General features: G+C 54.9%; 21 protein-coding genes and 3 tRNA genes. 11 read left to right on the forward strand and 13 right to left on the reverse strand.

What is annotated here, in order from left to right:
• Positions 1-158: 158 nt before the first annotated feature.
• The gene (locus FG381_RS09675; protein ID WP_139687002.1) at positions 159-374 is read right to left on the reverse strand and encodes a hypothetical protein; all 216 of its coding nucleotides are present in this window, start codon (positions 372-374) and stop codon (positions 159-161) included.
• Positions 375-894: 520 nt separating this feature from the next.
• Here FG381_RS09675 and FG381_RS09680 point away from each other — a divergent pair.
• On the forward strand, positions 895-1,896 hold the full coding sequence (locus FG381_RS09680; protein WP_165697863.1) for a capsular polysaccharide synthesis protein: 1,002 nt from the start codon (positions 895-897) through the stop codon (positions 1,894-1,896).
• 778 nt (positions 1,897-2,674) lie between these two features.
• Here FG381_RS09680 and FG381_RS09685 read toward each other — a convergent pair.
• The 3 genes from FG381_RS09685 to argH all read right to left on the reverse strand — a co-directional run bounded on the left by FG381_RS09685 (position 2,675) and on the right by argH (position 6,780).
• Positions 2,675-3,694: a WlaTC/HtrL family glycosyltransferase gene (locus tag FG381_RS09685; RefSeq protein ID WP_139688605.1), complete on the reverse strand. Its 1,020-nt coding sequence runs from the start codon at positions 3,692-3,694 to the stop codon at positions 2,675-2,677.
• Between the two features lie 10 nt (positions 3,695-3,704).
• Positions 3,705-5,216, reverse strand: a complete 1,512-nt coding sequence (locus FG381_RS09690; protein ID WP_139688606.1) for an alanine/glycine:cation symporter family protein — start codon at positions 5,214-5,216, stop codon at positions 3,705-3,707.
• Between the two features lie 121 nt (positions 5,217-5,337).
• Positions 5,338-6,780, reverse strand: a complete 1,443-nt coding sequence (gene argH / locus FG381_RS09695) for an argininosuccinate lyase (RefSeq protein WP_139688607.1) — start codon at positions 6,778-6,780, stop codon at positions 5,338-5,340.
• A gap of 151 nt (positions 6,781-6,931) precedes the next feature.
• Here argH and FG381_RS09700 point away from each other — a divergent pair, with 151 nt between their 5' ends.
• The 4 genes from FG381_RS09700 to FG381_RS09715 all read left to right on the forward strand — a co-directional run bounded on the left by FG381_RS09700 (position 6,932) and on the right by FG381_RS09715 (position 8,505).
• Entirely contained in the window at positions 6,932-7,861 is a 930-nt protein-coding gene (locus tag FG381_RS09700; RefSeq protein WP_139688608.1) for a LicD family protein, read from the forward strand.
• A gap of 1 nt (position 7,862) precedes the next feature.
• Positions 7,863-8,255, forward strand: a complete 393-nt coding sequence (locus FG381_RS09705) for an adenylyltransferase/cytidyltransferase family protein (RefSeq protein WP_139688609.1) — start codon at positions 7,863-7,865, stop codon at positions 8,253-8,255.
• A gap of 85 nt (positions 8,256-8,340) precedes the next feature.
• Positions 8,341-8,417: transfer RNA gene (locus FG381_RS09710), tRNA-Pro, on the forward strand.
• 11 nt (positions 8,418-8,428) lie between these two features.
• A tRNA-Arg gene (locus FG381_RS09715) sits at positions 8,429-8,505 on the forward strand.
• 80 nt (positions 8,506-8,585) lie between these two features.
• Here the strand turns inward: FG381_RS09715 and FG381_RS09720 are convergent.
• The 4 genes from FG381_RS09720 to FG381_RS09735 form a co-directional block, all read right to left on the reverse strand.
• Positions 8,586-10,574 carry an LTA synthase family protein gene (locus FG381_RS09720; RefSeq protein WP_139688610.1) on the reverse strand — a complete coding sequence of 663 codons (1,989 nt, stop codon included), beginning with the start codon at positions 10,572-10,574 and terminating at the stop codon, positions 8,586-8,588.
• Between the two features lie 115 nt (positions 10,575-10,689).
• A complete protein-coding gene (locus tag FG381_RS09725; protein ID WP_139688611.1) occupies positions 10,690-13,530 on the reverse strand; it encodes a valine--tRNA ligase in 2,841 nt (946 codons plus the stop codon).
• A gap of 284 nt (positions 13,531-13,814) precedes the next feature.
• Complete coding sequence (locus FG381_RS09730; RefSeq protein ID WP_139688612.1) at positions 13,815-14,294, reverse strand: hypothetical protein; 480 nt, start codon at positions 14,292-14,294, stop codon at positions 13,815-13,817.
• Positions 14,295-14,358: 64 nt separating this feature from the next.
• Positions 14,359-14,787 (reverse strand): DNA polymerase III subunit chi, encoded by a 429-nt coding sequence (locus FG381_RS09735; protein WP_226960280.1) that lies wholly within the window; start codon positions 14,785-14,787, stop codon positions 14,359-14,361.
• A gap of 212 nt (positions 14,788-14,999) precedes the next feature.
• Here FG381_RS09735 and FG381_RS09740 point away from each other — a divergent pair.
• Together FG381_RS09740 and FG381_RS09745 are read left to right on the forward strand one after the other, a co-directional pair.
• Positions 15,000-15,075, forward strand: a tRNA-Ala gene (locus FG381_RS09740).
• Between the two features lie 310 nt (positions 15,076-15,385).
• Positions 15,386-16,885 (forward strand): flavocytochrome c, encoded by a 1,500-nt coding sequence (locus FG381_RS09745; RefSeq protein ID WP_139688614.1) that lies wholly within the window; start codon positions 15,386-15,388, stop codon positions 16,883-16,885.
• 125 nt (positions 16,886-17,010) lie between these two features.
• On the opposite strand, the gene FG381_RS09750 is transcribed toward FG381_RS09745, so the two are convergent.
• Positions 17,011-17,919, reverse strand: a complete 909-nt coding sequence (locus tag FG381_RS09750) for an NAD(P)H-dependent oxidoreductase (RefSeq protein WP_139688615.1) — start codon at positions 17,917-17,919, stop codon at positions 17,011-17,013.
• A 251-nt stretch (positions 17,920-18,170) separates the two neighbouring features.
• On the opposite strand from FG381_RS09750, the gene greB reads away from it, so the two are divergent.
• Complete coding sequence (gene greB, locus FG381_RS09755; RefSeq protein WP_139688616.1) at positions 18,171-18,728, forward strand: transcription elongation factor GreB; 558 nt, start codon at positions 18,171-18,173, stop codon at positions 18,726-18,728.
• 93 nt (positions 18,729-18,821) lie between these two features.
• On the opposite strand, the gene FG381_RS09760 is transcribed toward greB, so the two are convergent.
• The 4 genes from FG381_RS09760 to FG381_RS09775 form a co-directional block, all read right to left on the reverse strand.
• Complete coding sequence (locus FG381_RS09760) at positions 18,822-21,182, reverse strand: RelA/SpoT family protein (protein ID WP_139688617.1); 2,361 nt, start codon at positions 21,180-21,182, stop codon at positions 18,822-18,824.
• Positions 21,183-21,455: 273 nt separating this feature from the next.
• Positions 21,456-21,656, reverse strand: coding sequence for a DNA-directed RNA polymerase subunit omega (gene rpoZ / locus FG381_RS09765; protein WP_139688618.1), 201 nt, complete (start codon positions 21,654-21,656; stop codon positions 21,456-21,458).
• A 70-nt stretch (positions 21,657-21,726) separates the two neighbouring features.
• Positions 21,727-22,383: a guanylate kinase gene (gene gmk / locus FG381_RS09770; RefSeq protein WP_139688619.1), complete on the reverse strand. Its 657-nt coding sequence runs from the start codon at positions 22,381-22,383 to the stop codon at positions 21,727-21,729.
• Between the two features lie 24 nt (positions 22,384-22,407).
• Positions 22,408-23,310, reverse strand: a complete 903-nt coding sequence (locus FG381_RS09775; RefSeq protein ID WP_139688620.1) for a YicC/YloC family endoribonuclease — start codon at positions 23,308-23,310, stop codon at positions 22,408-22,410.
• A gap of 244 nt (positions 23,311-23,554) precedes the next feature.
• Between FG381_RS09775 and rph the strand changes: the two genes are divergently transcribed.
• From rph to hemW, 3 genes are all read left to right on the forward strand, one after another.
• Positions 23,555-24,304 carry a ribonuclease PH gene (gene rph / locus FG381_RS09780; protein ID WP_139688621.1) on the forward strand — a complete coding sequence of 250 codons (750 nt, stop codon included), beginning with the start codon at positions 23,555-23,557 and terminating at the stop codon, positions 24,302-24,304.
• A 76-nt stretch (positions 24,305-24,380) separates the two neighbouring features.
• A complete protein-coding gene (gene rdgB / locus FG381_RS09785; protein WP_139688622.1) occupies positions 24,381-25,016 on the forward strand; it encodes an RdgB/HAM1 family non-canonical purine NTP pyrophosphatase in 636 nt (211 codons plus the stop codon).
• A 46-nt stretch (positions 25,017-25,062) separates the two neighbouring features.
• Positions 25,063-26,247, forward strand: coding sequence for a radical SAM family heme chaperone HemW (gene hemW, locus FG381_RS09790; RefSeq protein WP_139688623.1), 1,185 nt, complete (start codon positions 25,063-25,065; stop codon positions 26,245-26,247).
• Positions 26,248-26,529: the final 282 nt, after the last annotated feature.

Genomic DNA, 26,529 nt, shown 5'->3' on the forward strand with positions numbered 1-26,529 from the left:
AATGCACCGCGCGCTGCGCTTGGATGCATCCGCCTTAACTAAATGATATCTCAGGGATTTCTGTCAAGCGACTTTCGCGGCATAAAGCTTCGCGCGTCTGAAGGCCGCGCTCGTTTATTCCACGTTCGCTTGACAGAGCTTGCCTCAGTGCCCGTAGGCTAAATGCCGGTACCGCCGCCAGGTGCCGAAGTGGAGCGCTCGGCCAGCACAATGCCCGCAAACCAATCCGCGAGCTCGCGCGTTACCAGAAAAGCCGCTGTGTAGCTTTTCGCCTCCTTGAAAAGATCAGCGCTGTTGTGAAACTCTTGCCGATTGCTGGTGTCACCCAGAGGGGCAGAAAAAGTCTCATTATCGCTGTGGGTTAGCAGTCTCATTTTTGCTGCCCGTTAACATTTATCATCGACGAGTTTCACGTCATCAAGTACTGTAATATACTCGATCAGATGACCCAAATCGCATATAAAATCGAATGTGCATAAAAGAAATCTCGACATATCTGGCTGTTAATTTTTTTAAACTTCTGTAAGACACAGCTGGTCAGGCTATCGCCTCTCGCAGTTGAATTTGCAGATCGATAGAACTTATCGTACGATCCTTAACCTACTGAGTATCTCCCAGAATTGCAAAATCAAAGATCAAGTTGATTCGTTACTAATGGAAGTGCATTATGAAAGATGGGATGATCTTTACACCTGTGAGATTATTAAAGAACCTAGAGACCTCATTCCAAACATTAAACTGATAGCTAGTATATTCAGGACTCTCGACTGCATTAAAAGATGGTTTATCTAATTATAGTTAACCTGGGTCTAAATGATTGGACTTGTGTATTAAGTAGTGATATTTAACAATAAATTTAATAGAATAAATATATAATCATAAAGGATGGAATATATGAAGAAGAGAATTGATGTGGCCAAAATAATCAGCAATTTAATTAGTGCGCCAATTTGTTTTGGTCAGAAACGGAAAATTGTTAGAAAAAAAATTTACAGATTACTTAGTAAAGAGCATATATCAGATTCGAATAAAGAAGAAATTATTGCTAATGAAATAGAGAATAAATACCTTTCAATTGTTGATTCGATTAGATATGGATCATCAGATGAGAAAAACCAACCAAAAATTGTTTGGCAATATTGGGCACAAGGTGATAAGTGTTTACCTAAAATTGTTAAAATATGCATGAATACAGTTTATTACCATTTTAAGCAAGCCGGTTATCAAGTTATTTGTTTAAATGATGAAAGTGTCAATAAATATTTGAATATTGATGAACATTTCCTTCAAATGGCTAGGCTCAATAGACATGGATACTCTTATGCTTCATATTCTGATTTGTTGAGATGCGGTCTTCTCTATAAATATGGTGGAATATGGATAGATGCAACTGTCCTTATTAGTAATGTACCATATGAATTGTTAAATAATGAACGAGTTTTTTTTGAGAGAAGTGGAGAAGTAGGAAAATTGGATAGATTGAAGTATAGACTTTATTCTGATTATTTTCGATGGGGAGCTGGCGTTAGAGTAAACTGGTTGAGTAGTATAATCAAAGCCCCAAAGGGTGATCCTTTATTTGGAATGTTATGGGATATTTTGAATAAGTATTGGTTAAATGAGCAATTTTATAGGCATTATTTTTTATGTCATATTATTTTCGACCAAATTAAAAATAGAGGGAATTTGTTAAAAAACTATAAATACATTTCAATATCTGATACATTCCCTCATGATCTTCAAATGTTGTTATCGAGTGATATTAATAAAGTTAAATTGAAGGTTGATAACATTTTAAGATATCCAATTCACAAGCTAACATATAAAATTGATGACTCTGCGCTGTTAGATCGTGATAGTGTCTTTAATTATTTAATTAATAAATATAAAAACTAAAAATTTAATTCTGGTATTTATTTTTTTGTATATATCAATCTGATATATTTATAAGCCATTAATATGGCATCACTATATTTGAAAAAGCGTTATGGATATGTTTTACATATTAAATGCATTGTGATATAAAATTTACCACTACCTTCGCGGCCGCAAGTCCACTCGTGAAGCTCAAATAAAGCTTTGCCGCCGCTTTGTCATTTACATTTACTTCCATGAGGGAGTCAAGAGCGCTGAAATGGTACGCAGACTAGGACTGAGCCGCCAATGGGTTACCAAGATCGATCTACTAGGTTAAAGGCTTTAACAGCGCCGTGGCCGGCAAGAAGCGTGGCATGAGGGGGACAGCTACAAAAGAAATGAGGCAGCTCAGCCGTGAAGAAGCAAAGAAGGGGTTATCAACTGGATTGTCGATAAGAGTCCCGCGCAGCTGAAGTTCGGCTTTGCCTTGTGGACGGCCAAGGCAGAAAGCTCTTCGTCATCTGCGACAATAGCAGGCCAGGGCTGTTCACCCGCCTGGTGCGAGGCTCATGAGGAAGAGATAGAACTCTTTTTTCGTCCCCCTTATTAGCCGGAACTGAACCTGGATGAGTTTCTGAATCGTTAGCTTAAAACGAGTCTGCGACTGAAAGGGGCGAAGAATCACGAAGAAAAGCTCGAGCACACGCAGGAGAACATTTCTAGCTGAAGCCCCTCATTCGTGCTTGTATATTTCGAATGAGAGTCCCCTTTAGGTACAGGCAGCCTGACTCCAAGCCGCCCGTAGCCCATTCGTCAACTATAGCATTGCTTTGTTAATATCAATATTGTCGTCGACACGTGAAATTTTGCACTGTCTGCATTTAGCTTTTCTTTTAAAAATATAATACAACAAAGCTTTAGATAGTGATGCTATAGCCTTAAGAAAATATTTGTTTTTATAATATTTTCCGCATATAGATAAGTAATATTTATATTTTTTAATGGCGGTATTTATTTGTATTTTTGAATTGATTGGTAATAGGTAATTTAAAGAATCAAACCATGCATTTGTTGGTGACAGTAAATAATTTTCTTTATTATTCCTATAGCAATATAATAGGTATAATTGATCGTCGTCTACTATGCCTAGAGAATTGAAGGTATTTATTGCGGTGCGCATGTTTTTATAGTGTATGGACCATGCACCTTTACCTCCAAGTTGTAGTCCTCCCATGATGGGAGTATTAAGAGTTATATAAAGTTCAGCAATTGATCGGTTATTTGTATTTTTTTCTGGGGTTTTAAACAAAATTAATTTATCACTTTCTGCATTTATCCTTTTCTTTAAATTTTCAACGGATGCTGTTAATGCTAATGGAGTGGAATAATATTCTGTTCCATGATTGAATCCGAAATCTATCCATCCGTAATAGTTATATTGATTGTGATCGTTTATTATTTTGGATACGAAAATAAATTTAACTATATTGATAAAGCAATATTTCGGGTATAGACATTCAATTCTGTCTGGATCTTTTCGAATTGTTGACTGGTCAAATTCATTGAATGTATTTAAGATTTTTTTATAAAGATCTTCGTCTATTTTATCTAATTTTTCAATGTAAACTTTTGTTATAAAATTTGGGCAGTATTTGTTTCTAATATTCTCTATTATTTTTTTGTGCTCATCTGTATCTGTAAATACAAATAGATCGTTTTGAAGATGTGCAACGAATTTAAAGTATTCAAAGTATTTTGAATTATCTAATTTTGATGTTTTAAATTTACTTCGATTAATGTCGAAGAATGCTGTAACAAGGGCTGTATTGCTTTTCATGTTATTTTTATTAATTTGTATGGCTTCTAACTTTTGATATATCGTTAAGATTGTCGACTCCTTGACTTTCTTCTACGACTAAATTCTTTTCTGCACGATCACTATCCCAATAAGTTGCATTTTTAATATTTAATTGATCTGGGTGAAAAATAGGGTTTATATATAGCTTTTTTTGATATTCATAATCTTTCAAAGCTATAAAAGCAATACTTTGTAATAATAATATAGCTGTTAAATTTAGATACGCCATCATCCCAACGCCAACGTCAGCCATCGCCCAGATTAAGGAAGATGCACGCAACGTGCCGAACGCCACAGTTCCAAGAAACACCACCTTCACAACTAGCATCAGAATCGGCTTCTTAATCGTGCGATTGAGATAAGCCGTATTGGTCTCCGCCATGTAGTAGTAGCCAAGAATCGTTGTGAAGGCGAAGAAGAAGATGGCGATGGCAATGAAAGGGCCGCCCCACCCCGGCATCAACTGATCAATCGCGAGCTGCGTATAAACCGGACCGGCTTCAACGCCAGGAAGCCCCTCATGAAGCACGGCGCCATTGGGATCAACAATGTTGTAGCAGCCCGTCATGAGCACCATAAGCCCGGTCGCAGTGCAGACGAAAAGCGTGTCGATATAAACGGAGAACGCCTGAACCAAACCCTGCTTTACCGGATGAGAAACGGCAGCAGCAGAGGATGCATGCGGGGCAGTACCCTGGCCAGCCTCATTGGAATAAATGCCGCGCTTCACGCCCCAGGAAATGGCAGCACCCAACATGCCACCCAGGATAGAGTCCATGCCGAAGGCGCTCGAGATGATGAGTCCTAAGACATGAGGAATCTGCTCGTAGTTGACGCCGACGATGATGACGGCAACTACGATGTAGGCTTGCGCCATGAAGGGGACGACGATGCTCGTGAACTGGGCAATGCGCTTCAAGCCGCCGAAAATAATGAAGCAGAGAAGCGTCGCGATAATCGCGGCGGTGATCGGAGGTTCAATCTCAAAAGCCTGAGACCAGGCGGCAGCAATCGTATTGCTCTGGACCCCGGGACAGAAAAAGACCGAAGCAAGAATCGTAACGATCGCGAAGGCCCAGGCATAAGGCTTGCAGTTGAGGCCTTTTTCAATATAAAAGGCCGGGCCGCCGCGGTATTGACCGTCGATCTTCTCCTTATAGATCTGACCGAGCGTCGATTCCACGAAGGCGGAAGAGGCGCCGAGGAAAGCAACCATCCACATCCAGAACAAGGCTCCGGGGCCGCCAAAGCAGATGGCCGTGGCGACGCCCGCAATGTTGCCCGTGCCGACGCGGCTCGCCAGCGTCATGGTGAGCGCCTGAAAGCTCGAGAGCCCGATGTCGTCTTCCTTCTTCTGGAAGATGAGGCGCCACATTTCCGGAATCATGCGGATCTGCACGAACCGGGAGCGGATGGAGAAAAAGAGGCCCGCACAAAGGCAGAGACCGACCAGCACCGGCGACCAGATGATGCTGTTTAAAGTGTTGACGAAGCTTTCCATGGTGTGCTCTTCTTCGGCGGAAAGGTTGGGGATGATGGGGAGAAACGTTCCGGGGAACGTTATGAAAAAAGCCGCCCGACTCTTGAGGCCGGACGGCTTTTGATGGAGTCAAGGCTTATTGTTACTTAGAAGCCTTGGCTGCTGCGCGTTCCGCAAAGATTTTTTCCCAGCGCTTCGTCTGAGCAAGAACCTGATTGGGCGCCGTGCCGCCCAGGTGATTGCGGGCGTTGACGGAGCCTTCAAGGCTCAGAACCGAATACACATCGGATTCAATCTTGTCGCAGAAGCCCTGGAGGACTTCAAGCGGGAGCTGTTCGAGGCCGCAGTTGCGTTCAGCGGCGGCACGCACCGTCTGACCGACGATGTCGTGCGCGGTACGGAACGGAACGCCGTGGCGGACGAGGTAGTCGGCGAGGTCGGTTGCGGTGGGGAAGCCCATCTGCGCGGCCTGGTGCATCGTTTCCGCCTGCGGTTCGACGCCGGCCATCATGTCGCAGAAGGCGCGAAGCGTGTCCTTCACCGTATCGATCGCATCGAAAACCGGTTCCTTGTCTTCCTGGAAATCCTTGTTGTAGGCAAGGGGCGTCCCCTTCATGAGGTTGAGCATCGCCATGAGGTCGCCGTAGACGCGGCCGGATTTGCCGCGGGCAGTTTCCGGAACGTCCGGGTTCTTCTTCTGCGGCATGATTGAGGAGCCGGTCGTGAAGCGGTCCGGAAGCTTGATGAAGCCGAAGCGCTGGCTCATCCAGATGACGAGTTCTTCCGAGAGACGGGAGATGTGCATCATGATGAGGGAGGCGGCAGCGCAGAATTCGATGGCGAAGTCGCGGTCGGAAACGCCGTCGAGCGAATTCTGGGAAACCGTCTCAAAGCCCAGGAGCTTCGCGGTGTATTCGCGGTCGATCGGGTAGGTGGTGCCGGCGAGCGCAGCGGAGCCGAGGGGCGAGGAGTTGACGCGGTGACGGAGGTCAATGAGACGCGCACGGTCGCGCTCGAGCATCTCGACGTAGGCGAGCATGTGGTGGCCGAAGGTCACGGGCTGGGCAACTTGCATGTGCGTGAAGCCCGGCATGATGACGTTGTAGTTCTTCTCGGCCTGCGCAACGAGCACTTCCTGGAGGTGTTCGACGCGATTGATGATTTCATCGACTTCGCCGCGAAGGTAGAGGCGGATGTCGGTGGCAACCTGGTCGTTGCGGGAACGCCCCGTGTGAAGGCGCTTGCCGGCGTCGCCGATGAGTGCGGTAAGACGGGCTTCAATGTTGAGATGGACGTCCTCAAGCTCAAGCTGCCACTCAAACTTGCCGGACTGAATTTCTTCGCGGATCTGAGCCATGCCGCGCTTGATGTCTTCGAGGTCCTTGGCGGAAATCACGCCGACCTTTTCGAGCATGGTTGCGTGAGCAACGGAACCATCAATATCAACGAGCGCCATGCGCTTGTCGAAGTCAACGCTCGCGGTGTAGCGAAGAACAAAAGCGTCAACCGGTTCAGAGAAGCGGCCGGACCAGGCCTTCTTCTTGGCATGCAGGGGATCGTTGGAATTGTCTTGAGCTTGGCTCATGAAGTCTGCCTCATTGTTAGAAGTATTGAGCATTGTGCCGTGGCATTTTAAACGGTACGATGAAGGTTGGTACGTATTGTGTTCTTTCGGGATAACTGTGCGACTAAATGCTATAAGTCTTTAATTATAACTCATTTAGCTATATTGCGCGATGTTAAAAATTATTGATGATAAAGAAACCTGTAAGAGGTCAATATATTTTCTTGGAATAAGGCTTTGTGGGTGGACTCGCTCTAAATTAATTTTGGAGCGGATAAATAATACATTAAATCACGTTGAACGCAGCGTAGAGTTTTTAATGTGTGATAGGTCGGATAGTTTGGAGGCAAAGGGGGGAGATAGAAATTTGCAATTGATACAGATTAAATTTCTAAATGCTTTCGATGCGTTCTGCAAAGATCATAAGTTGCATTATTGGTTGGATTTTGGAACTTTGTTGGGTGCGGCGCGTAATTCTAAATTTATTCCATGGGATGATGATATTGATGTTAGTATGCTGAGGGGGGGGGGGGATTTTGAAGCTATTTTAAATCTAGAGAAATCTAAGAAAATTATTTTTGATGGATACTATTTTAAGTATTATCCAGAAATTGGGCTGATTAAGTTGCATAACCAATGTTTGCCTGAATATATTGGCATGGATATTTTTGTTTTAGATCTTATCGGAAGGCGTATGACGATCGCGGAGAAAGTGTCGTTGACGCGTTCATTGAATTCTGATCCAATATTCAAAAATAAATCATTATCAACGCAACGTTCAGCGTATTTTGCTAGAAAGCTTCATAATTTTGGATTTGATTTTGTTGATAATTTTGCAGATGCTGAAACTGTCGTATACGGATTTGAGTTTCATCATGCTTCGCACCCATCTATTTTCTTAGATAAGGACGAACTTTTCCCATTGCGTACAACTCAGTTTGAGGGTCGCTCATACCCATGTCCAAAAAATCTCGATCATCATCTGACGCTACTTTATGGAAATTACAAAACTCCAAACTGGAAGCAGTTGCCTCATACCTTGATAAGTAAACTGCCAATAGAAGATTTAATAAAAATTTCTCATTTTATAGAAAGGCAGTAAAATGAATGTCTTGACTTATGGTACATTCGATGCACTTCATTATGGGCATGTGATTTTGTTGAATAGACTTAAATCTCTTGGAGATAAGCTATACGTAGGTGTATCAACAGATGCTTTTAATTTGCAAAAAGGGAAGGTCGCCTTTATGTCGTATGAAGATAGGGTGACTTTACTGCAATCGCTTCGAGCGGTAGATGTAGTATTTCCCGAAAATGATTGGGAGCAAAAGGTTGCTGATATTAAAAAGTATAATATTGGATTGTTTGCTATAGGTGACGACTGGGCGGGCCATTTTGATTATTTATCTAAATATTGTAAGGTGGTATATATGCCCCGCACTGCGAATATATCTTCCACAGAAATTCGACGCATTATTATGCAGAAAAAAGACTGACCGTGATTTATATGGAATTAATTTTCGACCAATAGAAAAAAGTTTCTTGATTGTTTGAAAGAAGTTCCATATAATCTGCAATCTTCGGGGCGTAGCGCAGCCCGGTAGCGCGCCTGCTTTGGGAGCAGGATGTCGCGAGTTCGAATCTCGCCGCCCCGACCAGAAGAAAGTGTCCGCCCGTAGCTCAGTTGGATAGAGCATCTGCCTTCTAAGCAGAGGGTCGTGAGTTCGAGCCTCGCCGGGCGGACCATCAGAATTTCCCGTTCCGTTTCATGAGTCTGTCTCATGAGCTTTATGCGGTTCGGGATTTTTTGTGCCTGCCATTTTCATTCAGTGCAGAAGCGCAGAACGAATCACCCATCCGACCTTCGCGCGCTGGGCAGCCGAGAAGCGCCCTTCGCGGAGGAGTTCTTCCGTACAGGGCTGATTCTCAAACTTGTCCCCTTCCAGTCGGAAGCACTGAAGCTTTCCTTTGGAGTCAATTCTCACGGCTCCGGATTTCCCGACGGCAACGCCGTATTTGCCAACGCCGAAGTAGCCGTAGGCAAAGCTGCGGTGCGGAAGCGCGAGGTTCCGGCCCTCCTCGGGCAGAGGAAGCCTCCCAAGCGCGAGTGCGGAGAGGGTCGGAAAAATGTCGCGCTCCGTCACCCACTGGGTCTGGTCAACCTGCGGAAGCTCTTTTCGGATCTCTGCCGGAACCCAGAAAAGAATCGGAACGCCCAACTGATGATGAAAAGCCCCTTGAGGCGGATATTTGAAGCGCGCATTGTGGTCGCCCGTGGAGGCAACGACGGTATTGGAGAGCTTTCCTTCCTCACGGAGGCTGCCGACGAACCAGCCAAGCCAGTCGGAAGCGTACTGGTAGGTCTGAAGCATCTTCGTGAATTCAGCGCGGGGCTTATCCCGCTCAATAGCCTGAGGGAGCAGATCCGGGTCAACTGGGAGCGTCGCACGGCCGTCGGGCACCTCATGGGGCGGGTGGTTCGAGGTTGAGAGAAGCACGAGGAGAAGGGGCTTGTCGGAGGCTTTCCGCTCATCCATCAGGCGCTTTGCGAACTTGAACATCCACTCGTCGCCGATCCCCCAGGTGCCGATTTCGGCTTCCGGGAACGCGGCGTGAATGGACGCGTCGCCATACACCTTGTCAAAGCCGTGACGCGGGAGCGACTCCCTGAGATTTCGCCAGTTCGCGTCTCCGCCAGTCACGAAAACGACTTCATAGCCCGCTTCTTTGAAGGGGAGCACCTTGGAGAAAGGAAACGGCAGATGCCCATAACGGCTCTGCGAGAGCGGCGTATAGGGCGTATCGAAAAGAATGCCTTCGAGCGCCGGGAAGGTTCCCGGACCGATCGTGAGGCCGTTCGTGAAGACCCAGGCGTCACGAAGCTCGCCAGCAAGGCGCCCGAGCGTGTCGTTCTTCCCCGGCACATGGGAGAGGAACTGGTCGCGCCCCATGGATTCCATGACGGCGAGCACCACGTCGGGCTTCTTTGCCGGCTTCAGAGGCTGTGCCGCAGGTGAAGCGCCGGTGAGCACCTGATTGACTTCGTCAATATTTTTGAATCCAAGCGCCTTCAGTTCGCCGTCGCGTCCGTCCTTGAAGTTGAGGGCCGACTGATCGCACAGGGCTTCATAGAAAAGAATGGCACCATTCGGCACGCACTGATTGATGAACGTGTGAGGCGAGACGGAAAGGCTCTGAAAGCGAAGCGGAAACTTCCCGAGACTTCCGCGCAGGATGAGCGACAAAAGAATCGTCATTACAACCGCAATGATGAGATTCCCCTTCGTTCTCAAGCTGATCGCTCCGCCGTATGGGTTCGTGCCCTTCGACGGAATCAGAGCGGAAAGAATGACGGGCACCGCCATCGCGGCGAGGAAGATCCCAACGTAGGGAAGAATCGGCCAGTCGGAGAGTACCGTTTTAATGATCGCCTGAGTGTCGTCCTGAAAGAGGCCGAAGATCACCGCAGAAAGCGGTGTCCCATAAAACCTGAAAAACTCAATGTTGACGAAGCCGAGGAGCACCATCAGGCCGCCCGCTATGAGCCCGAACGCTTCCGCCCATTTCTTCGCCTTCGGCCATTTTGCGCTCATGAGCCAGAAAATCCAGGCGGGGAGAATGAGGGTCGCGAGCCATTTGGCATCAATGCGCACGCCCATCCAGAAAGCCGGAAGAAAGTCCCTCACTCCAAAGTCGCCCGTGCGGAACTCCGCAAAGAAGGCGATTCGGATGAGCGAAAGGATGACGAGAAAGGCGAGGAAAAAGACAAGAGGCTTTAAAAAGAAGCTGCAGGCTGATGGGGATCTGCGAAACATTTGCGAGCCAAAGAAATCAAGACCTTGAAAAGAAGAGAGCCGGCAATTGCAATGTCGGCTCTCCAGACTCCTTAAGGCCCTTCGGGGAAGAGGGCTCTAGCGGGTTCTTATGGGCTTATTCGCGAGGAAGCTTGGCGAGCTGTTCAGTCACCTTGGCAAGAAGCGCGGTGAAGTCCGCGAGGCGCTTTCTTTCCACGTCGACGACCGCCGCCGGGGCCTTCGAAACGAAGCGTTCGTTTGAGAGCTTTCCTTCGCACTTCTTCACTTCGCCCGCGAGGCGCGCAGCTTCCTTCTCGAGGCGTTCGCGTTCAGCCTTCACGTCGATTTCGACCTTGAGCATGAGCTTGAAGTCGCCCACGATCGCGACCGGCGCGACCGAGCCCTTCGCTTCCTGCTCGAGACTTTCAACATGTTCGACCGGTTCGACGCGGGCGAGCTGCTGGAGGTAGGGAGCAGCCGCGAGGCATTCAGCTTCGTCGCCCGAAATGAGGAGCGGGAGCTTCTGCGAGGGCGGAAGCTTCATTTCGCTTCTCAGATTGCGGATCGAATCGATCATCTGCTGGATGGTCGTCATGCGCTTCGTTGCTGCCGCATCGTCATCCTTTTCGTCGTACTCCGGATAGCTCTGAATCATGATGGAGGTTTCCTCGTCCGCGCGGCGCACGCCTGCGACGACGGAAACCTTCTGCCAGAGTTCTTCGGTGATGAAGGGGATGATCGGGTGCGCGAGGCGAAGGATCGTCTCGAGGACGGTGACTAGCGTATGGCGCGTTGCGCGCTGCTCGGCTTCCGTACCTTTCAGCTGAACCTTCGAGAGTTCAAGGTACCAGTCGCAGTACTGGTTCCAGACGAAGGAATAGATGGCGTTGGCAGCAATGTCGAGACGGTAGTCGGCATAGGCCTGGCGGACTTCCTTCGTGGTGCGGGCGAGTTCGCTCGCAATCCACTTGTCGACGAAGGAGAAGGTCATCGGCTGGGAGGCTGTTTCGCCGATGCCGCAGTCCTTCCCTTCAACATTCATGAGAACGAAGCGCGTGGCGTTCCAGAGCTTCGTGCAGAAGTTGCGGTAGCCTTCGGCGCGCTTGAGGTCAAAGTTCACGTTGCGACCGAGCGTAGCGTAGGCGGCCATCGTGAAGCGGAGCGCATCGGCGCCGTGCGCGGCAATGCCTTCCGGATAGTTCTTGCGGAGCTTCTTTTCGACGATCGGAGCCTTTTCGGGCTGACGCAGGCCGCGGGTGTTCTTTTCGATCAGGTGTTCGAGATCAATGCCCTGAATGATGTCGAGGGGGTCGAGCGTATTGCCTTCCGACTTCGACATCTTCTTGCCTTCTGCGTCGCGCACGAGACCGTGGATGTAGACGTTCTTGAAGGGAGCGCGGCCGGTGAAGTGCTTCGTCATCATCACCATGCGCGCCACCCAGAAGAAGAGGATGTCGTAGCCCGTGACAAGGACGGTCGAGGGGAGGTAGAGGTCGTAGGCGGTCTTTTCGTCGCCCTCTGCGTCAGGCCAGCCGATGGTCGAGAAAGGAACGAGCGCGGAGGAGAACCACGTGTCGAGCACATCCTCGTCGCGCGTGAGCTTGACGCCAACGCCGGCCTGCTTCTGCGCTTCCGCTTCGGAGCGGGCGACGTAGACCTTACCCGATTCGTCGTACCAGGCCGGAATCTGATGACCCCACCAGAGTTGGCGCGAGAGGCACCAGTCCTGAATGTTCTCGAGCCACTGGCGGTAGACGCCGCGCCATTCTGCCGGGAAGATGTTGACTTCGCCCGAGGTCACGGCTTCAAGGCCCACTTCGGCGATCGACTTATTGGGGTAGAGCGTTCCTTCGGGCGCGGGCTTGCTCATCGCCATGTACCACTGCTCGGAGAGCATCGGTTCGACGATTTCGCCCGTACGGGTGACGCGCGGCACCATGTGCTTGATTTCCTTGATGCCAACGAGGAGCCCGGCGGCCTTCAGATCCTCAACGGCGGCCTTGCGGCATTCGTAGCGATCCATGCCGCGGTACTTCTCGGGCACGTTCTCGTTCATGCGCGCCGTCTTCGTGAGGACGTTGAGCATCTCGAGATTGTGGCGGCGGCCGACTTCAAAGTCGTTGAAGTCGTGGGCCGGCGTGATCTTCACGCAGCCCGAACCGAATTCGCGGTCGACGTACGTATCGGCAATAACGGGAATCACGCGGTCCGTGAGGGGGAGCTTCAGCATCTTGCCGACGAGCGACTTGTAGCGCTCGTCTTCAGGATGAACGGCAACGGCCTGGTCGCCGAAAAGCGTTTCGGGACGGGTCGTCGCAACAACGACGCCTTCAGAACCGTCAGCGCCCGGATAGCGGATTTCCCAGAGGTGGCCCGTCGCCTCTTCGCTTTCGACTTCAAGGTCGGAGACCGCGCTCTGAAGCTTCGGGTCCCAGTTGACGAGGCGCTTGCCGCGATAGATGAGGCCTTCTTCATAGAGGCGCACGAAGGTTTCAATCACAACCTTCGAGAGCTTCGGATTCATCGTGAAGTAGAGACGGTCCCAGTCGACGCTGTCGCCCATGCGGCGCATCTGCTCGAGAATCGTGCCGCCCGAGAACTTCTGCCACTCCCAGATCTTCGCGATGAAGTCCTCGCGCTTCATCTCGCGGCGCTTGAAGCCCTGCTTTTCGAGCTGACGCTCGACGACGATCTGAGTAGCGATGCCGGCATGGTCCGTGCCCGGGAGCCACATCGTGTTGTAGCCCGCCATGCGGTGGTAGCGCGTGAGCGTATCCATCACCGTCTGGTTGAAGGCATGGCCCATATGCAGAATGCCGGTGATGTTGGGCGGGGGAAGCTGAATGGAGAAGGCGGGCTTCTTGGGATCAAGTCCGGCGCGGAAGTAGCCGCGCTTTTCCCAAACGGGATACCAGCGGGATTCAATTGCGTTGGGTTCAAAGCTCTTGGCGAGCTCCTGGTTTTGCTGTTCCGTCATGGCTTATTCGTATGAATGGGATGATTTTCTGTCGCAGGAACCTTTCAATGCGTTCCGTGCCCGGACATCATCAAGGGGTAAAGAATCGGGTTGAGAAGAACTGCGGGGCGAAGCTGCTCACAAAAGCCTCCCGCGCTCTCTTAAATGGGCAAAGATACCGGCCATTTTCTCACGAAGACGGGAAAAGGCCCAAATGAAAACACCCGGGCGATGTCGTCCGGGCGCATTTTTCCGGGGAAACTGCTTCATGGAGGCGCTTCCCCCTCGGAATGAAGGGGCTTTTGTCACCGCTTCACGATGTCGTCCACCTTGAGCGACTTGATCTCGCGTTCGATCGCCTGAGTGACGAGCGAAGAAAGCGTGCGCTCGAGATCTCCCTTCATGCGCGCGACGGCGTTTGAAACGGAGAGGTCGAGCACATCGCGAAGACCCTCGCGCACCGAGGCTTCAATTCCAGGCGTGAGTCTTTCAATGATGGCCTTCTTTTCTTCTTCGGAGAGCACGAGGGGCTGCGGCTCAAAGGGCTTCGGTGCCAGCGCATCGGCGGGGGGCACCGTGACTTCCGGTCCTTTGGGGGCAGAAGCCTGAACCTTCGGTGCTGCAGCAGGGGCGGCGGCGCTTTCGGGTTCGAGCCCGAGCGTCGGTTCCTGAGGGCCGGCGGCGGGCTTGAGGCCGAGGAGTTCCTTCCAGGAAAGCGTCACGCGCTCCGTGAGCGTCTTGTAAGGCTTGGCATTCGCATCAATGACGGGTTCCTGTCGATTCATCGGAGTGTTACCTGGAGGAAGAGAAGAATGATGGCGGGCAGTGCTTCGGGAAGATCCGAAAAGATCAGTGGCGGCGGTCGTATGCGGCGAGCTCGACCCCTTCGGCCTTGTAGGCGCGGTAGCGGTCGCGCGAAAGTTTGAGCTCCGAGGGGTCCGTGCTCACCACATCAATGATGCGCCCGAAGCGTTCGAAATCCGTTTTCCAGCTTTCGGGCAGATGATCGTCAAGGAGAACGAGTACGTCGCCCTTCAGTTCGCTCAGATCCGTGGAAAGCAGAATGGGCGTTTCGTCTGCGTGCGCGGCGTTCGCGCGGACATGCGGAAGAAAAGCCAGGTCGTCGAAGCTCCAGAGGAGCTGATCGAAATTTCTCAGACGCTCCGCATCCGATGTCCAGAAGGCGAGCGTGAGCCCGCGCTTATAAACGGTGCGCGCAACGAGGCATGCGTACCTCAGGCGGTTCGGAACGTTGAAGTGAAAGTCAATCTTCTGCATAGTCAGCATTATGACGCAGGCCTTGGAAAAATCCCGCAAAAGAGTTGTTTCAAACCCTAATGACGACAAAGGGAGGCAGTGCATCCCGACGGGAACGGCCTGGCGGTGCAGCGGGGCATTTTCACTGGGTAGATACCGTAAAGATGGTATCTTCATAAAAGTCTCTTGTCAGAATAAAAAAATCAAGGCAGAATTCTTTTCCTCAACGGTTTGGGGAAGTAGCTCAGCTGGGAGAGCGCTGCGTTCGCAATGCAGAGGTCGGGAGTTCGATCCTCCTCTTCTCCACCACGACCGAATTCTTTCGGCTTCAAGCCGACGATCAGACGCCTGTTTTCACAGGCGTTTTTCGTATCTGCAGGGTTTGCATAACCTGCATCTGACTCCGCTCCGAACATCTCTCTTTCAGAGCATCAGCCGATTGCATAGCGGGCTCCAGGGATCAGTCCCTGGAGGCTCCCCAATCCTGCAGTCCCGATATTTTTTGCTTTCTTTGCCGGCCTTCATGTTTTTTGCGCGCCGGTATACATTGCTTCTGCATGGCCGGGTTTTCGTTTCGGCAAAAGAACATCCAGGCCTGATCAACAGCAAGGAGGCAAAAATGACTTCAGCACGCATGAATCGCCGCGCAGCATTAGGGCTCGCAGGCGGCACGGCATTAGCGCTCGCTTCTTCGGGCGCACTTGCCCGCGGCGTCAAGGCGCCGCAGGCGTGGGACCGCACAGTCGACGTGCTCGTGGTGGGCTCCGGGTTTGCGGGGCTCGCCGCGGCGATTGAAGCTAGAACGGAAGGCGCAGATGTGCTCTGCATCGAAAAGATGTCGATCGTCGGGGGAAATTCCATTCTGTCGGGCGGCGGCCTTGCATCTCCGGGCAACGACCTTCAGGTTGCTGCCGGCATTAAGGACAGTCCTGAACTGCTCCTCGCCGACATGCTGAAGTCCGGGGGCGGGCTTGCCAATGTGGAGTGCGCGAAGGTTGTCGCTTACGGCGCCCTGGATGCGTACCGCTGGGCGAAGGACTTCCTCGGCGTCAAGTTCGACCGCCTCGGCTACCAGGGCGGACATTCCGTTGCGCGCTCCGCCTGCTACATGAACGGCAACGGCGCCAATATGGTGGGGCCGATGGCGAAGAAGGCGAAGGAGCTCGGTGTTGCGCTTGAAACCAGAACGCGTCTCGTCAATCTCGTGACCGATGAAAAGGGTGCCGTCGTGGGCGCAGAGCTCGTTAAAGGCTACGTCTTCCCCAAAGAGGATTCCGGCACCCGGATGTTCGTTCGCGCCCGCAAAGGCGTCGTGGTGGCGGGCGGCGGCTTTTCGCAGAACGTGAAGCTCAGAATGCTTCACGATCCGAGGCTCGGGCCCCAGCTGGAGTCGACCAATCAGCCGGGCGCAACGGGCGACGCCATGATGGCGGCACAGAGAATCGGCGCGGCGGACGTGCAGATGGACTGGATTCAGCTCGGTCCCTGGACCTCGCCCGACGAAAAGGGCTTCGGCGTCTGCCCGAAGTTTGTTGAGTCGTCGGTGGGCTACGGCCTCATGGTGGATCCGAAGACCGGCAAGCGCTTTGTCAACGAAACGGGGAACCGCAAGGTGCGCTCCGACGCCATCATCGCGACGGGACATCCGGCGGTGATTCTGGTTTCTGAAGAGAATGCGGGCCACGTGCCTCCCTCCACCATCAAGGCGGGCATGGAAAACGGCTCCATCCGGCGCTTCGCGAATCTGGATGAGCTCGCAAAGTTCTACGGCATCAATGCGGAGTCGCTTAAGGCTTCCGTCACCCGCTGGAATGAAGCAGTCGCCGCGAAGAAGGATCCCGACTTCAACGCGAAGATCTTCAAGGACACGAAGGAAAACAAGGGCGTCTTTTACGCCTGCCGCCTCTGGCCGCGCGTTCACTACTGCATGGGCGGTCTCGCGATCAACCCGAAGGCGGAGGTGATCAATACCGATCTCAACGTGATTCCCGGGCTTTATGCCGCCGGCGAAGTTGCGGGCGGCGTCCACGGCATGGTGCGTCTCGGAACGGTATCCATCGCCGACTGCGTGGTCTTTGGCCGCGTGGCCGGCCGCAACGCTGCTCAGAGAAAGATCTGACGGCTGAAGGACGTTTGCATCAGCGGGAGCTGAAGCCTCCCGCGCAAAAGAACGCCCGCAGATGGGGACGCTCATGAATCCCCGGCTGCGGGCGCTTGGTTTTTCAACCTGAGACGTGAAGAAGGTCAGAGATTGAAGTCGCGAGCGAGACGGGACCTCAGGACGTTTCTCAAGGCTTCGATCTTCGTGCCGTAGTCCGGATCGAGATTACCGGGCGTACGGTCATTGACGAAGCGGCCGAGATTCTTCATGTCCTTGCCGACGGCGGCATCGTCGTCAACCACGCGCATCGCGAACATCCAGGTTTCCCATTCCTGAGGATTCTTGTTGAGAGAGTCCCCGCTCTGGCCCTGGCCCATGCCGAGCCAGCCTGCGTTCATGATGGTGTAGAAGGTCTTTCCCGGAAGCAGTCCCACGCGGCCCTTGGGGCCGTCGTCGTAGGAGAAGCCTTTCGAGAAGACGCGAAGCTTGTAGCCCTTCGTGAACATCGGATCGCTGTCCTGCCAGTTGGGCTGAACAAAGATGATGTGGTCGGCCTTCTTGACGTACGCCTGCTCGACGAGAACGTCCTTCGGCGTGGGGCCGAAGCCGTCCTTCGCGTGATAGAACTCCTCGCGCGACGTGATGAGCGGATTGAATTTCTGCGCGATCAGATCGCGAAGCTCAACCTCGAAGCCCTTTTCTTCAAAGAACTTCATCGCGGTGACGCAGAGGTCGTAGGTCACGGATTCGTGGCGCGGGTCGTCAAGAATGAATAGCGCACGCTTTTTGCCTTGTGTCTCCGTAAAGCCGTTGGGCTTAAAGTCCGTCTGCCGGTATTTCTGCGGCACGACGGAAGCAGAGGTCACGGCGTCCACGTTGGCGGGAAGCGCGTCGCCTCCCTTGGCGGCCATGGTCTTCTGGCCTTCAAGAACCACGGCGGGCTCCTGAGCGGGCTTGACGGAAGCGGAAGAAACCGCGTCGGCTCCAAATGACGCGGAGGAAGCAAGCATCGCCGCGGCAATAAAGGCGATGCGAGAGATTGTGAATTGCATCTGTTTCTCCAGATGTGTGTTCGGCAGACGCGGTTGGCGCTGTCCTTTTGTCCGGAATTCTCTGTCCGAGGATGCTAGGTAATCAGCCGGCTGCTGGAGATTCATTTTATCGACGGCCCGGCATCGCGAAAAGTGAGGACATTCCTGATGACCATATCCGCACGATATTCTGCGTTGATCGCTGCCCGAAGCGCTCCAACGCGCGTAGGATTAGCTTTTCCGCAGAAACGCATTCCAGAAGGACCCGACTCATGGCCGAAGATGATGACGACGAGGTGAAGCTCCCCGGACTCCCGCCCAATACGAAGAACTACATGACGCCTGCCTGCTACAGGCGCCTCCTTGATGAGCGCGAGCATCTCGTCAACGTTGAGCGCCCTGAGGTGGTGAACGTCGTCTCCTGGGCGGCGAGCAACGGCGACCGGTCGGAAAACGGCGACTATCTCTACGGCAAGAAGCGCCTTCGCGAAATCGACCGCCGGATTCGATTCCTCAACAAGCGAATCGAGTCCGCTGAGGTGGTGGATCCGGCCGCGCACCCGGAAACCGATCAGATTTTCTTCGGCGCCACGGTGCTCTATGCCAATCAAAGAGGCGAGGAGCGCAAGATCCGCATCGTCGGCATCGATGAGGCGGATGCCGAACACGGCGACGTGAGCTGGATCAGCCCCATTGCCCGCGTGTTCCTCAAGCACCATGAGGGCGACGAAGTGAAGCTTCCGACGCCGGCAACGAGCACGCACCCGGCAGGGGTCGACACGCTTGAGATCCTCGAAGTCACCTACACGAACGATCAGCCGATTCCCTGATTTCGCAGTCAAAAAAACAAAAAAAACGCCTCCCGTGATCCTTGCGGCCGGGAGGCGTTTTTGCGTTTTGAGAGCGATTTTCTATACCGCGCCTCAGACGGAGATCTTCTTGCGGGTGGGCGTACCTTCCTCAAAGACGCGCTTCACCTTGAGCACCACGTCGGTCTGACGGATCGTGCGGGTGACGTGAATGAGGTGGTTGCGGTCGCGCACGAGGACCGTCACGTGCACGATGTGTTCGTCGCCGCGCTCTTCGAGGGTCACCGCCGTGATGCTCGAATTCGCTTCCGCAACGGCGGCGGCGACTGCGGCGAGGCCGGCGTGCGAGTCCTTCACGCGAACTTCAAGCGGCACCGCAAAGTGGGATCCGGGCTTGGGCGTTCCCCATTCGAGATGCATCCAGCGGTTGGGATCGGCCTGCTTGCCGCGGATTGCGTGCGGGCAGTCCTCGCGGTGAACCGTGAGTCCGAGGCCGGGGCGGTTGTAGCCCGTGATGTCGTCCCCGGGAATCGGGTGGCAGCAGACGGCAAGGTGCTGCGCAACGCCTTCGTTGCCGTTCACGATGACGGCGGGGAGTTCGGCATTCGCGCTCTCGAGGTTCTCCTCGCGCATCAGCATGCGAAGGCGGTGGAGCACCGCCGCCGGGAGGGCTTTTCCGAGCCCGATCATGGCATAGAGCGACGCGAGGCTTTCAGCTCCGAATTCCTTCACGAGCTTCTGTTCGATCGAGGTCGGAATCGCCATGAGGTCGATCTTCTGTTCTTCCGCCACGGCTTCGAGCGCAAGCCTCCCCAGGCGCGCCGATTCATCGAACTGGCAACTTCTCAGGTACTGGCGGATCTCGGCGCGCGCGCGCCCCGAATGGACGCTCTCGAGCCACTGCGGATTCGGGTGCGCGTCGGGCGACGTGATGATCTGCACGAGGTCGCCGTTTTTGAGCGCATCCGTGAGGGGCTTCGGTTCGCCGTTGATGCGCACCGCCTCGGTGTGGTTCCCGACGTCGGTATGAATTTCGTAGGCAAAGTCGATGGCCGTCGACCCTTTGGGGAGCGAAATGATCTTTCCCTTCGGCGTAAAGACGTAAATCTGGTTGGGGAAGAGGTCGACCTTGATGTTTTCGAGGAATTCCGTGCTGTCGGTACTCGTCTGCTGAATTTCAAGGAGGTTCTGAAGCCACGCGGCCGTGCGCGACTGGAGGTCCGAAGTATCGTCGCTCGAGGCGTAGAGCCAGTGGACGAGAATGCCGTCCTCGTCGATCCTGTGCATTTCCTCGGTGCGGAGCTGAAACTCCACGGGCGTTCCGTCCGGGCCGATCACGGTGGTGTGAATCGACTGGTAGCCGTTCGACTTCGGAATGGCAATGAAGTCCTTGAAGCGCGTGTTGACGGGCTTCCAGCGCTGGTGGAGCGCCCCGAGCGCAAGGTAGCAGTCGCCGCGCGTTCTCACAACGACGCGAAAGCCGTAGATGTCGAGCGCATCGGAGAAGGACTGGTGCTTCTCGCGCATCTTGTTGTAGATGCCGTAGATCGTTTTGTCGCGCCCGAGTATTCGGCAGGGAATGCCCGCCTTCGCGAGCGCGGTTTTGGCGTCGTTCAGAACCTTTTCAAGGAATTCGCGGCGGTTCTTGCGGGTCTTGAGAACGTTCTCATAGAGGACCCGATAGCGAAGCGGATAGCGGTTCGCAAACGACAATTCCTGGAGCTCGCGAAAGACATTGTTGAGACCGAGCCGGTGCGCAATCGGCACATAGATTTCAAGGGTCTCGCGGCCGATGCGGGCGCGCTTCTCGGGCCGCATGACGCCGAGCGTGCGCATGTTGTGGAGGCGGTCGGCAAGCTTCACGAGAATGACGCGCACGTCGCGCGACATGGCGAGGAGCATCTTCCGGAAGCTCTCGGCCTGGGCAATCGCGTTGGAGGAGAACTTGAGCTTGTCGAGCTTGGAGACGCCGTCGACCAGGTCCGCCACTTCAATCCCGAATTTTTCGGCCATCTCGCGCTTGCTCGTACCCGTGTCTTCCAGCACGTCGTGCATGAGGCCCGCCTCGATCGTCTCGGCATCCATGCGCCAGGAGGCGAGGATGGATGCGACCGCGATCGGATGCGTGATGTAGGGTTCGCCCGATTTGCGGAACTGCCCGAGGTGGGCATTGTCGGCATAGCGGTAGGCTTCGCGGATCTTCTCGACTTCAGCCTGGGGAAGATAGAGCCGGCAGGTATCGACGAGCGCCTGCGCGGTTACAACGCCCACAGGCGCCTGAGGCGTAAAGAGCGGAAGGTCGGCATCGGGGAGCTTCGCAGGAATGACGGGTGCGGGCAGGGGCGAACGCACGGCGTGCTTGGCGAACCCGAAGGGCGAAATCGGCTTCCTCGGAGGCGTCGGAAGGGGAACGGCACCTTCTTCACGGGTGGCGTACATGTCTTCCGGGAAGGTGGGAGCGTTGTCGAGGGCCATGGCGAACTTCCTCTTTCTTCTTTTTGCGTGCTCTGCCGAATCGGGAACGATTGCAGCATTGGAAGCGCCGCTTTTCCGGCCGGAGGCTCCGGGGGCTGATGCTTTATTCTCGCCGCCTGTGAGAGAAGGGGCAGGCGGCAGGGGGCTTTCCGGGCGGAGATTGATGGGTTGGTCGGAATTGAAAACAAGAACGGCCGGCGCCCTCACTCCCTATGCGATAGAGAAGGATGGCGGTCCGGCCGTCGCGGTCAGGCGTCCTTTCGGGGCCTTGAATTACTGCACATGCTTCAGCATGTCCGTGCCGACCAGTCCGTCGGCAACCTCGCGCAGAGCGATGACGGCGGGCTTGTCCTTTGCATCGATCTTCGGGGCATAGCCCTGGGAGATCTGGCGGGCGCGGTAGGCCGCAACCAGAACCATCTGGAAGCGGTTGGGAATCTTCTTCAGGCAGTCTTCAACAGTAATGCGTGCCATTTAGGGTCCAGTAGGATGAATAATCGAAAAAGGGGCAAAAAGGCCCTGAAAGCCGGCGAAGCCCTGGAGATCAGACCGGAACGCCGAGGTTCGCGAACTGATCATGATGGCGGATCGCCTGCTGAGCATAGGTCAGGCGGCTTGCCGTCACAATGGCCTCAAGCTGGCTGAGGGCCGTATCGAAATCTTCATTGATTATAACGTACTCAAATTCCGGGGCATGCGCGATCTCAGCGCCCGCGCCCATCAGGCGGCGCGTGATGGTCTGGTCGGAATCCGTTCCGCGATGGTGAAGGCGCCATTCGAGCGCTTCGATGGAGGGCGGGAGGATGAAGATCCCGACGGTGCCCGCGAATTTCGAGCGGACCTGGCGCGCGCCCTGCCAGTCGATTTCAAGGAGCACGTCGTTCCCCTGCGCCATCTGGCCTTCGATCCAGGTGCGGTTGGTGCCGTAGTAGTTGCCGTGCACGAGCGCGGTTTCAAGGAATTCGCCGCGGTTCTTCATCTCGAGGAACATCGTTTCCGTGATGAAGTGGTATTCGCGCCCGTTCACTTCGCCCGGCCGCGGATCGCGCGTCGTTGAGGAGATCGAGAGCTTGATGTTGGGCTGACGCTTGAGAAGCGCATTCACCAGCGAGGACTTTCCGGCGCCCGAGGGGGCCGTGACGAGAAAAAGCCGTCCGGGATGGCGGGGAGCGGAATTCTGCTGGGAGATCATGTCGTTCATGGCTCAAAGTCCTTCGAAAGGCGTTTATTCGAGATTCTGAATCTGTTCGCGCATCTGATCGATCGTGATCTTGAGGGCGAGCGAGGCCTGCGTCATTTCAATGGCGGCGGCCTTGGAGCCGAGGGTATTGGCCTCGCGGTTCATCTCCTGGGCCATGAAGTCGAGCTTTCTGCCGACGGCGCCCCCCTGAGCAAGAAGGCGCTTCACTTCCGCGAGGTGCGTGTCGAGACGGTTCATTTCCTCGTCGACGTCCATCTTGATCGCATACATCGTCACTTCCTGACGAATGCGGTCAGTGACCTCTTCCTTCGTGAGCGTGCTCTTTTCCTTCAGGGCATCGGCGAGCGCATCGGTGAGGCGTTCGGTAAGGCGCCCCTCGAGCTGCGAGATGATCTGCGGCATGGCGCCCCGCACGTCCTTCACCACCGCCGACATTTTGTCGCAGTAGCCCGAGAGGACCTGAGCGAGGGCAGCGCCCTCGCGCTCGCGCGCCGCAATGAATTCGTCAAGCGTGCGGTCGACGATCGCGAGTACTTCCTGGAGGAGCTTGTCGCGGTCGGGGGTCTCTGCCGCTGCAATCCCGGGGAGTTCCAGAATTTCAGCGACGGAAAGCTCCTGCGCCTGCGGGTCGAGCTTGAGAATGGTTTCCTGGAGCGCAAGGACGCGCCTGAGCGCCTCCTCGTTCACGGAAGCCGGAAGCGCGGATGCATCGGCCGTGAGGTTGAGCCTCAGCTCCACCTTCCCGCGGGTGAGGCGCTTCTGGAGACGCTCGCGAACGGCGGGTTCGGTAAAGCGCAGCGCATCGTCAAGGCGCAGCGTCAGATCGAGAAAGCGGGAATTGACCGAACGGCATTCCGCAGTGACGGTGCCCGCGAGGGTCTTGCCGTCAAGGGCGGCGTATCCCGTCATGCTTGCGACTGAAGGCATCAGAAAAGTCCTTTGTATCCGTGATGAAGAAGCGAAGCTTGACCGATGGCCGGATGCCGATGCCGCGCTTTTTCCAAAGCGCCCGTCAGCAGCCTGAACCCGAAGCTTCAGGATAATTTTGAAGATTGCGGCATTTTAGAGCCTTCGCGGGAGAGCGGCAGCGCTTCCCTTCCTCTTCCGGGCAGCTTTGGCCGAGTGCTAGTAGCATCCCATCCGAAGGAATCTTTTTTGGAGCATACGCAACATGTCTCAGCCTTTAGCCAGCCTTTCCCCGCGTCCTGACGGGCGCGCGCCCGACGAGCTTCGTCCGGTTTCGATCACCCGGGGCTTTACCAAATATGCCGAGGGGAGCGTCCTCATGGAAGCCGGCGGCACGCGCGTTCTCTGCACGGCGAGCGTAACGCCGGGCGTGCCGCCCTTTCTGCGGGGCAAGGGCGAAGGCTGGGTGACGGCGGAGTACGGAATGCTCCCGCGCGCGACCGGTACCCGAACCGACCGCGAGGCCGCAAAGGGCAAGCAGACGGGCCGCACGCAGGAAATTCAGCGCCTGATCGGGCGGAGCCTGCGCGCAGTGGTTGACCGCAGAAAGCTCGGAGAATTCACGATCCAGATCGACTGCGACGTGCTCCAGGCGGACGGCGGCACCCGGTGCGCCTCGATCACGGGCGCCTGGGTGGCGCTTCGCGACGCGGTCGACAAGATGCTTCGCGAACATATGATCGAGGAGGATCCGATCCTCGCGCAGGTTTCCGCCGTTTCCGTCGGCATGTGGGAAGGCGAGCCCGTGCTCGACTTCAATTACATCGAGGACAGCCATTCCGACACCGACATGAATGTCGTAATGACGAGCCTCGGGGGCTTCGTTGAAATTCAGGGGACGGCCGAAGGCACGCCCTTTACGGAGGACGACCTCATGAAGCTTCTCGCGCTCGCGAAGAAGGGCAATGCCCGTCTCGCAGAACTCCAGCGCGAGGCGCTCGCAAAGCCTCTTTAAGACGGCATGGATGGCCGCGGCGGCGCCTGATGTCTGCGGCCTATGCAGCTATAAAACAATCCCGGAGTTTTTCTTCATGACTCAGAAAACGGAAATCAAAGAATCCGCGCTCCCCACCCTCGTTCTCGCGTCCGGCAATGCCGGAAAGATCCGCGAGTTCCAGGCCATGTTTGCGCCCTTGGGCGTGCGCGTTGCCGGACAGAAGGAATATGGCGTCAGCTCCTGCGACGAGCCCTACGGCACGTTTATTGAAAACTGCCTCGCCAAGGCCCGTCATGCCGCAAGGGAAACGGGGCTTCCCGCCATGGCCGATGATTCGGGCCTCTGCGTCGATGCGCTGGGCGGCGCCCCCGGCGTCTTCTCCGCGCGCTTTGCAGGCGAAGACGGAGACGATGCGGCCAACAACCGCCTTCTCATTGAGAAGATGGCGGGGAAGACCGACCGGCGCGCCCACTATACCTGCGTGCTCGCGGCCGTCCGTTCTGCCGAAGACCCGGAGCCCCTCATCGCCGAAGGCTTCTGGCAGGGCGAGATCGCCGAGTCCCCCGCGGGCACGGGCGGCTTCGGATACGACCCCTACTTTTATCTGCCCGGGGAAAAGCGCACCGCCGCGGAACTCTCTCAGGAAGAGAAGAACGCGCAGAGCCACCGGGGCGAAGCCTTAAGACGCATGGCGAAGCTCCTCGAGGAGCGCTGGGGCTGGAAGGCTTAAAAAGCCTGAAGCGGCCGACTCTTGAAGCACTCAAACCGATCCCGACATGACCGATTCCCCTGAGATCCGGCTCAATCCCGCCGTCATCCCGCTCTCGATCTACCTTCACTGGCCCTGGTGCGTGAGAAAGTGCCCCTACTGCGACTTCAATTCGCACGGCGCGCCGAAGGAGCCCGGCGCGTTGGAGGCGCTCGAGGGCGCCTACGTCGACGCGCTCCTCACGGACCTCGAGGCGTGGCTCCCGGATGTCGGGGGAAGACCCATCGAATCGATCTTCATCGGGGGCGGCACGCCGAGCCTCATGTCGGGGCGCGCCATGAAGGGGCTTCTCGACGGCGTGCGCGCGCGCTTTTCGCTCGCGCCCGATGCCGAGATCACGATGGAGGCGAATCCCGGGACGCTCGAAGCCGGGAAGTTCGAAGCATTTCGCGAGGCGGGCGTGAACCGCCTCTCGATCGGCATTCAGAGCTTTTCGGACGATCGATTGAAGCGCCTCGGGCGCATTCACAACGTGAGAGAGGCGCGCGAAGCGATCCGCCTTGCGCGGGATATTTTCGAGAACTTCAATCTCGACCTCATGTACGCCCTTCCCGGCGAGACGATGGAGGGCCTGAAGGAAGAGCTCGACGAGGCGGCTCATTCGGGGGCGACGCACCTCTCCTGCTACCAGCTCACGATCGAACCCGGAACCGCGTTCGCGAAGCACCTTCCCGAGGAACTTCCCGACGCTGACCAAACGGCCGAAATGGGGGATTTCGTCGAAGCCTTTCTGGCCGGGAAGGGCTTCACGCGCTACGAGGTTTCGGGCTACGCGAGACAAGGCCGCCGCTGCCGGCACAATCTGAACTACTGGACCTTCGGCGACTACCTCGCCGCGGGCGCGGGCGCGCACGGGAAAGTTACGACCCGGGAGGGCATCCGCCGCGAGATGCGCTTCATGAACCCGCGGCAGTACCTCCATGCGGTCGAAGAGGGAAGAAGCGCTGCGGCAGAGATTCACCGGGTCGATCCGGAGGATCTTCCCTTTGAATTCATGCTGAACGCCCTGAGGCTTCTCGAAGGGGTCCCCGAATGCACCTTTTCGGAGCGCACGGGCCTTCCTTTCGAGCAAATCGCTTCCACCCTCCGGGACCTGCGCGCCCGCGGGCTGATTGCAGACGATCCCGGCCGCATCCGGACGACGCGCCTCGGGCTCAACTTCCTCTCCGACGTGCAGGAAGCTTTCCTTTGATGCACGCATTTGGTGCGTTGAGCGCCCGGCTGGAGCATAATTCCGGGTGCGTCCGGCATGATGAATGCGTCTTCTCCGGCCGATCCCGGCGGCATGGGGGAGGGATTCTATGAATTGAGGGTTTTTGCTATGAAAATCCTCTTTGGCACGCCTTTTGCTTTAAGACAAGACGAGGAGATTCGGAGGCCCGAAGCGCTTTTGAGCGCGCGAGGCCTTTCCGCCGGGTCTCTTTCCCGATTTCTTTTTGACGCGGTCCGCAACACCTACCGGCCGCACGCTACT

The sequence above is a fragment of the Sutterella faecalis genome, from assembly GCF_006337085.1.
In the GTDB taxonomy this organism is placed as follows: domain Bacteria; phylum Pseudomonadota; class Gammaproteobacteria; order Burkholderiales; family Burkholderiaceae_F; genus Sutterella; species Sutterella faecalis.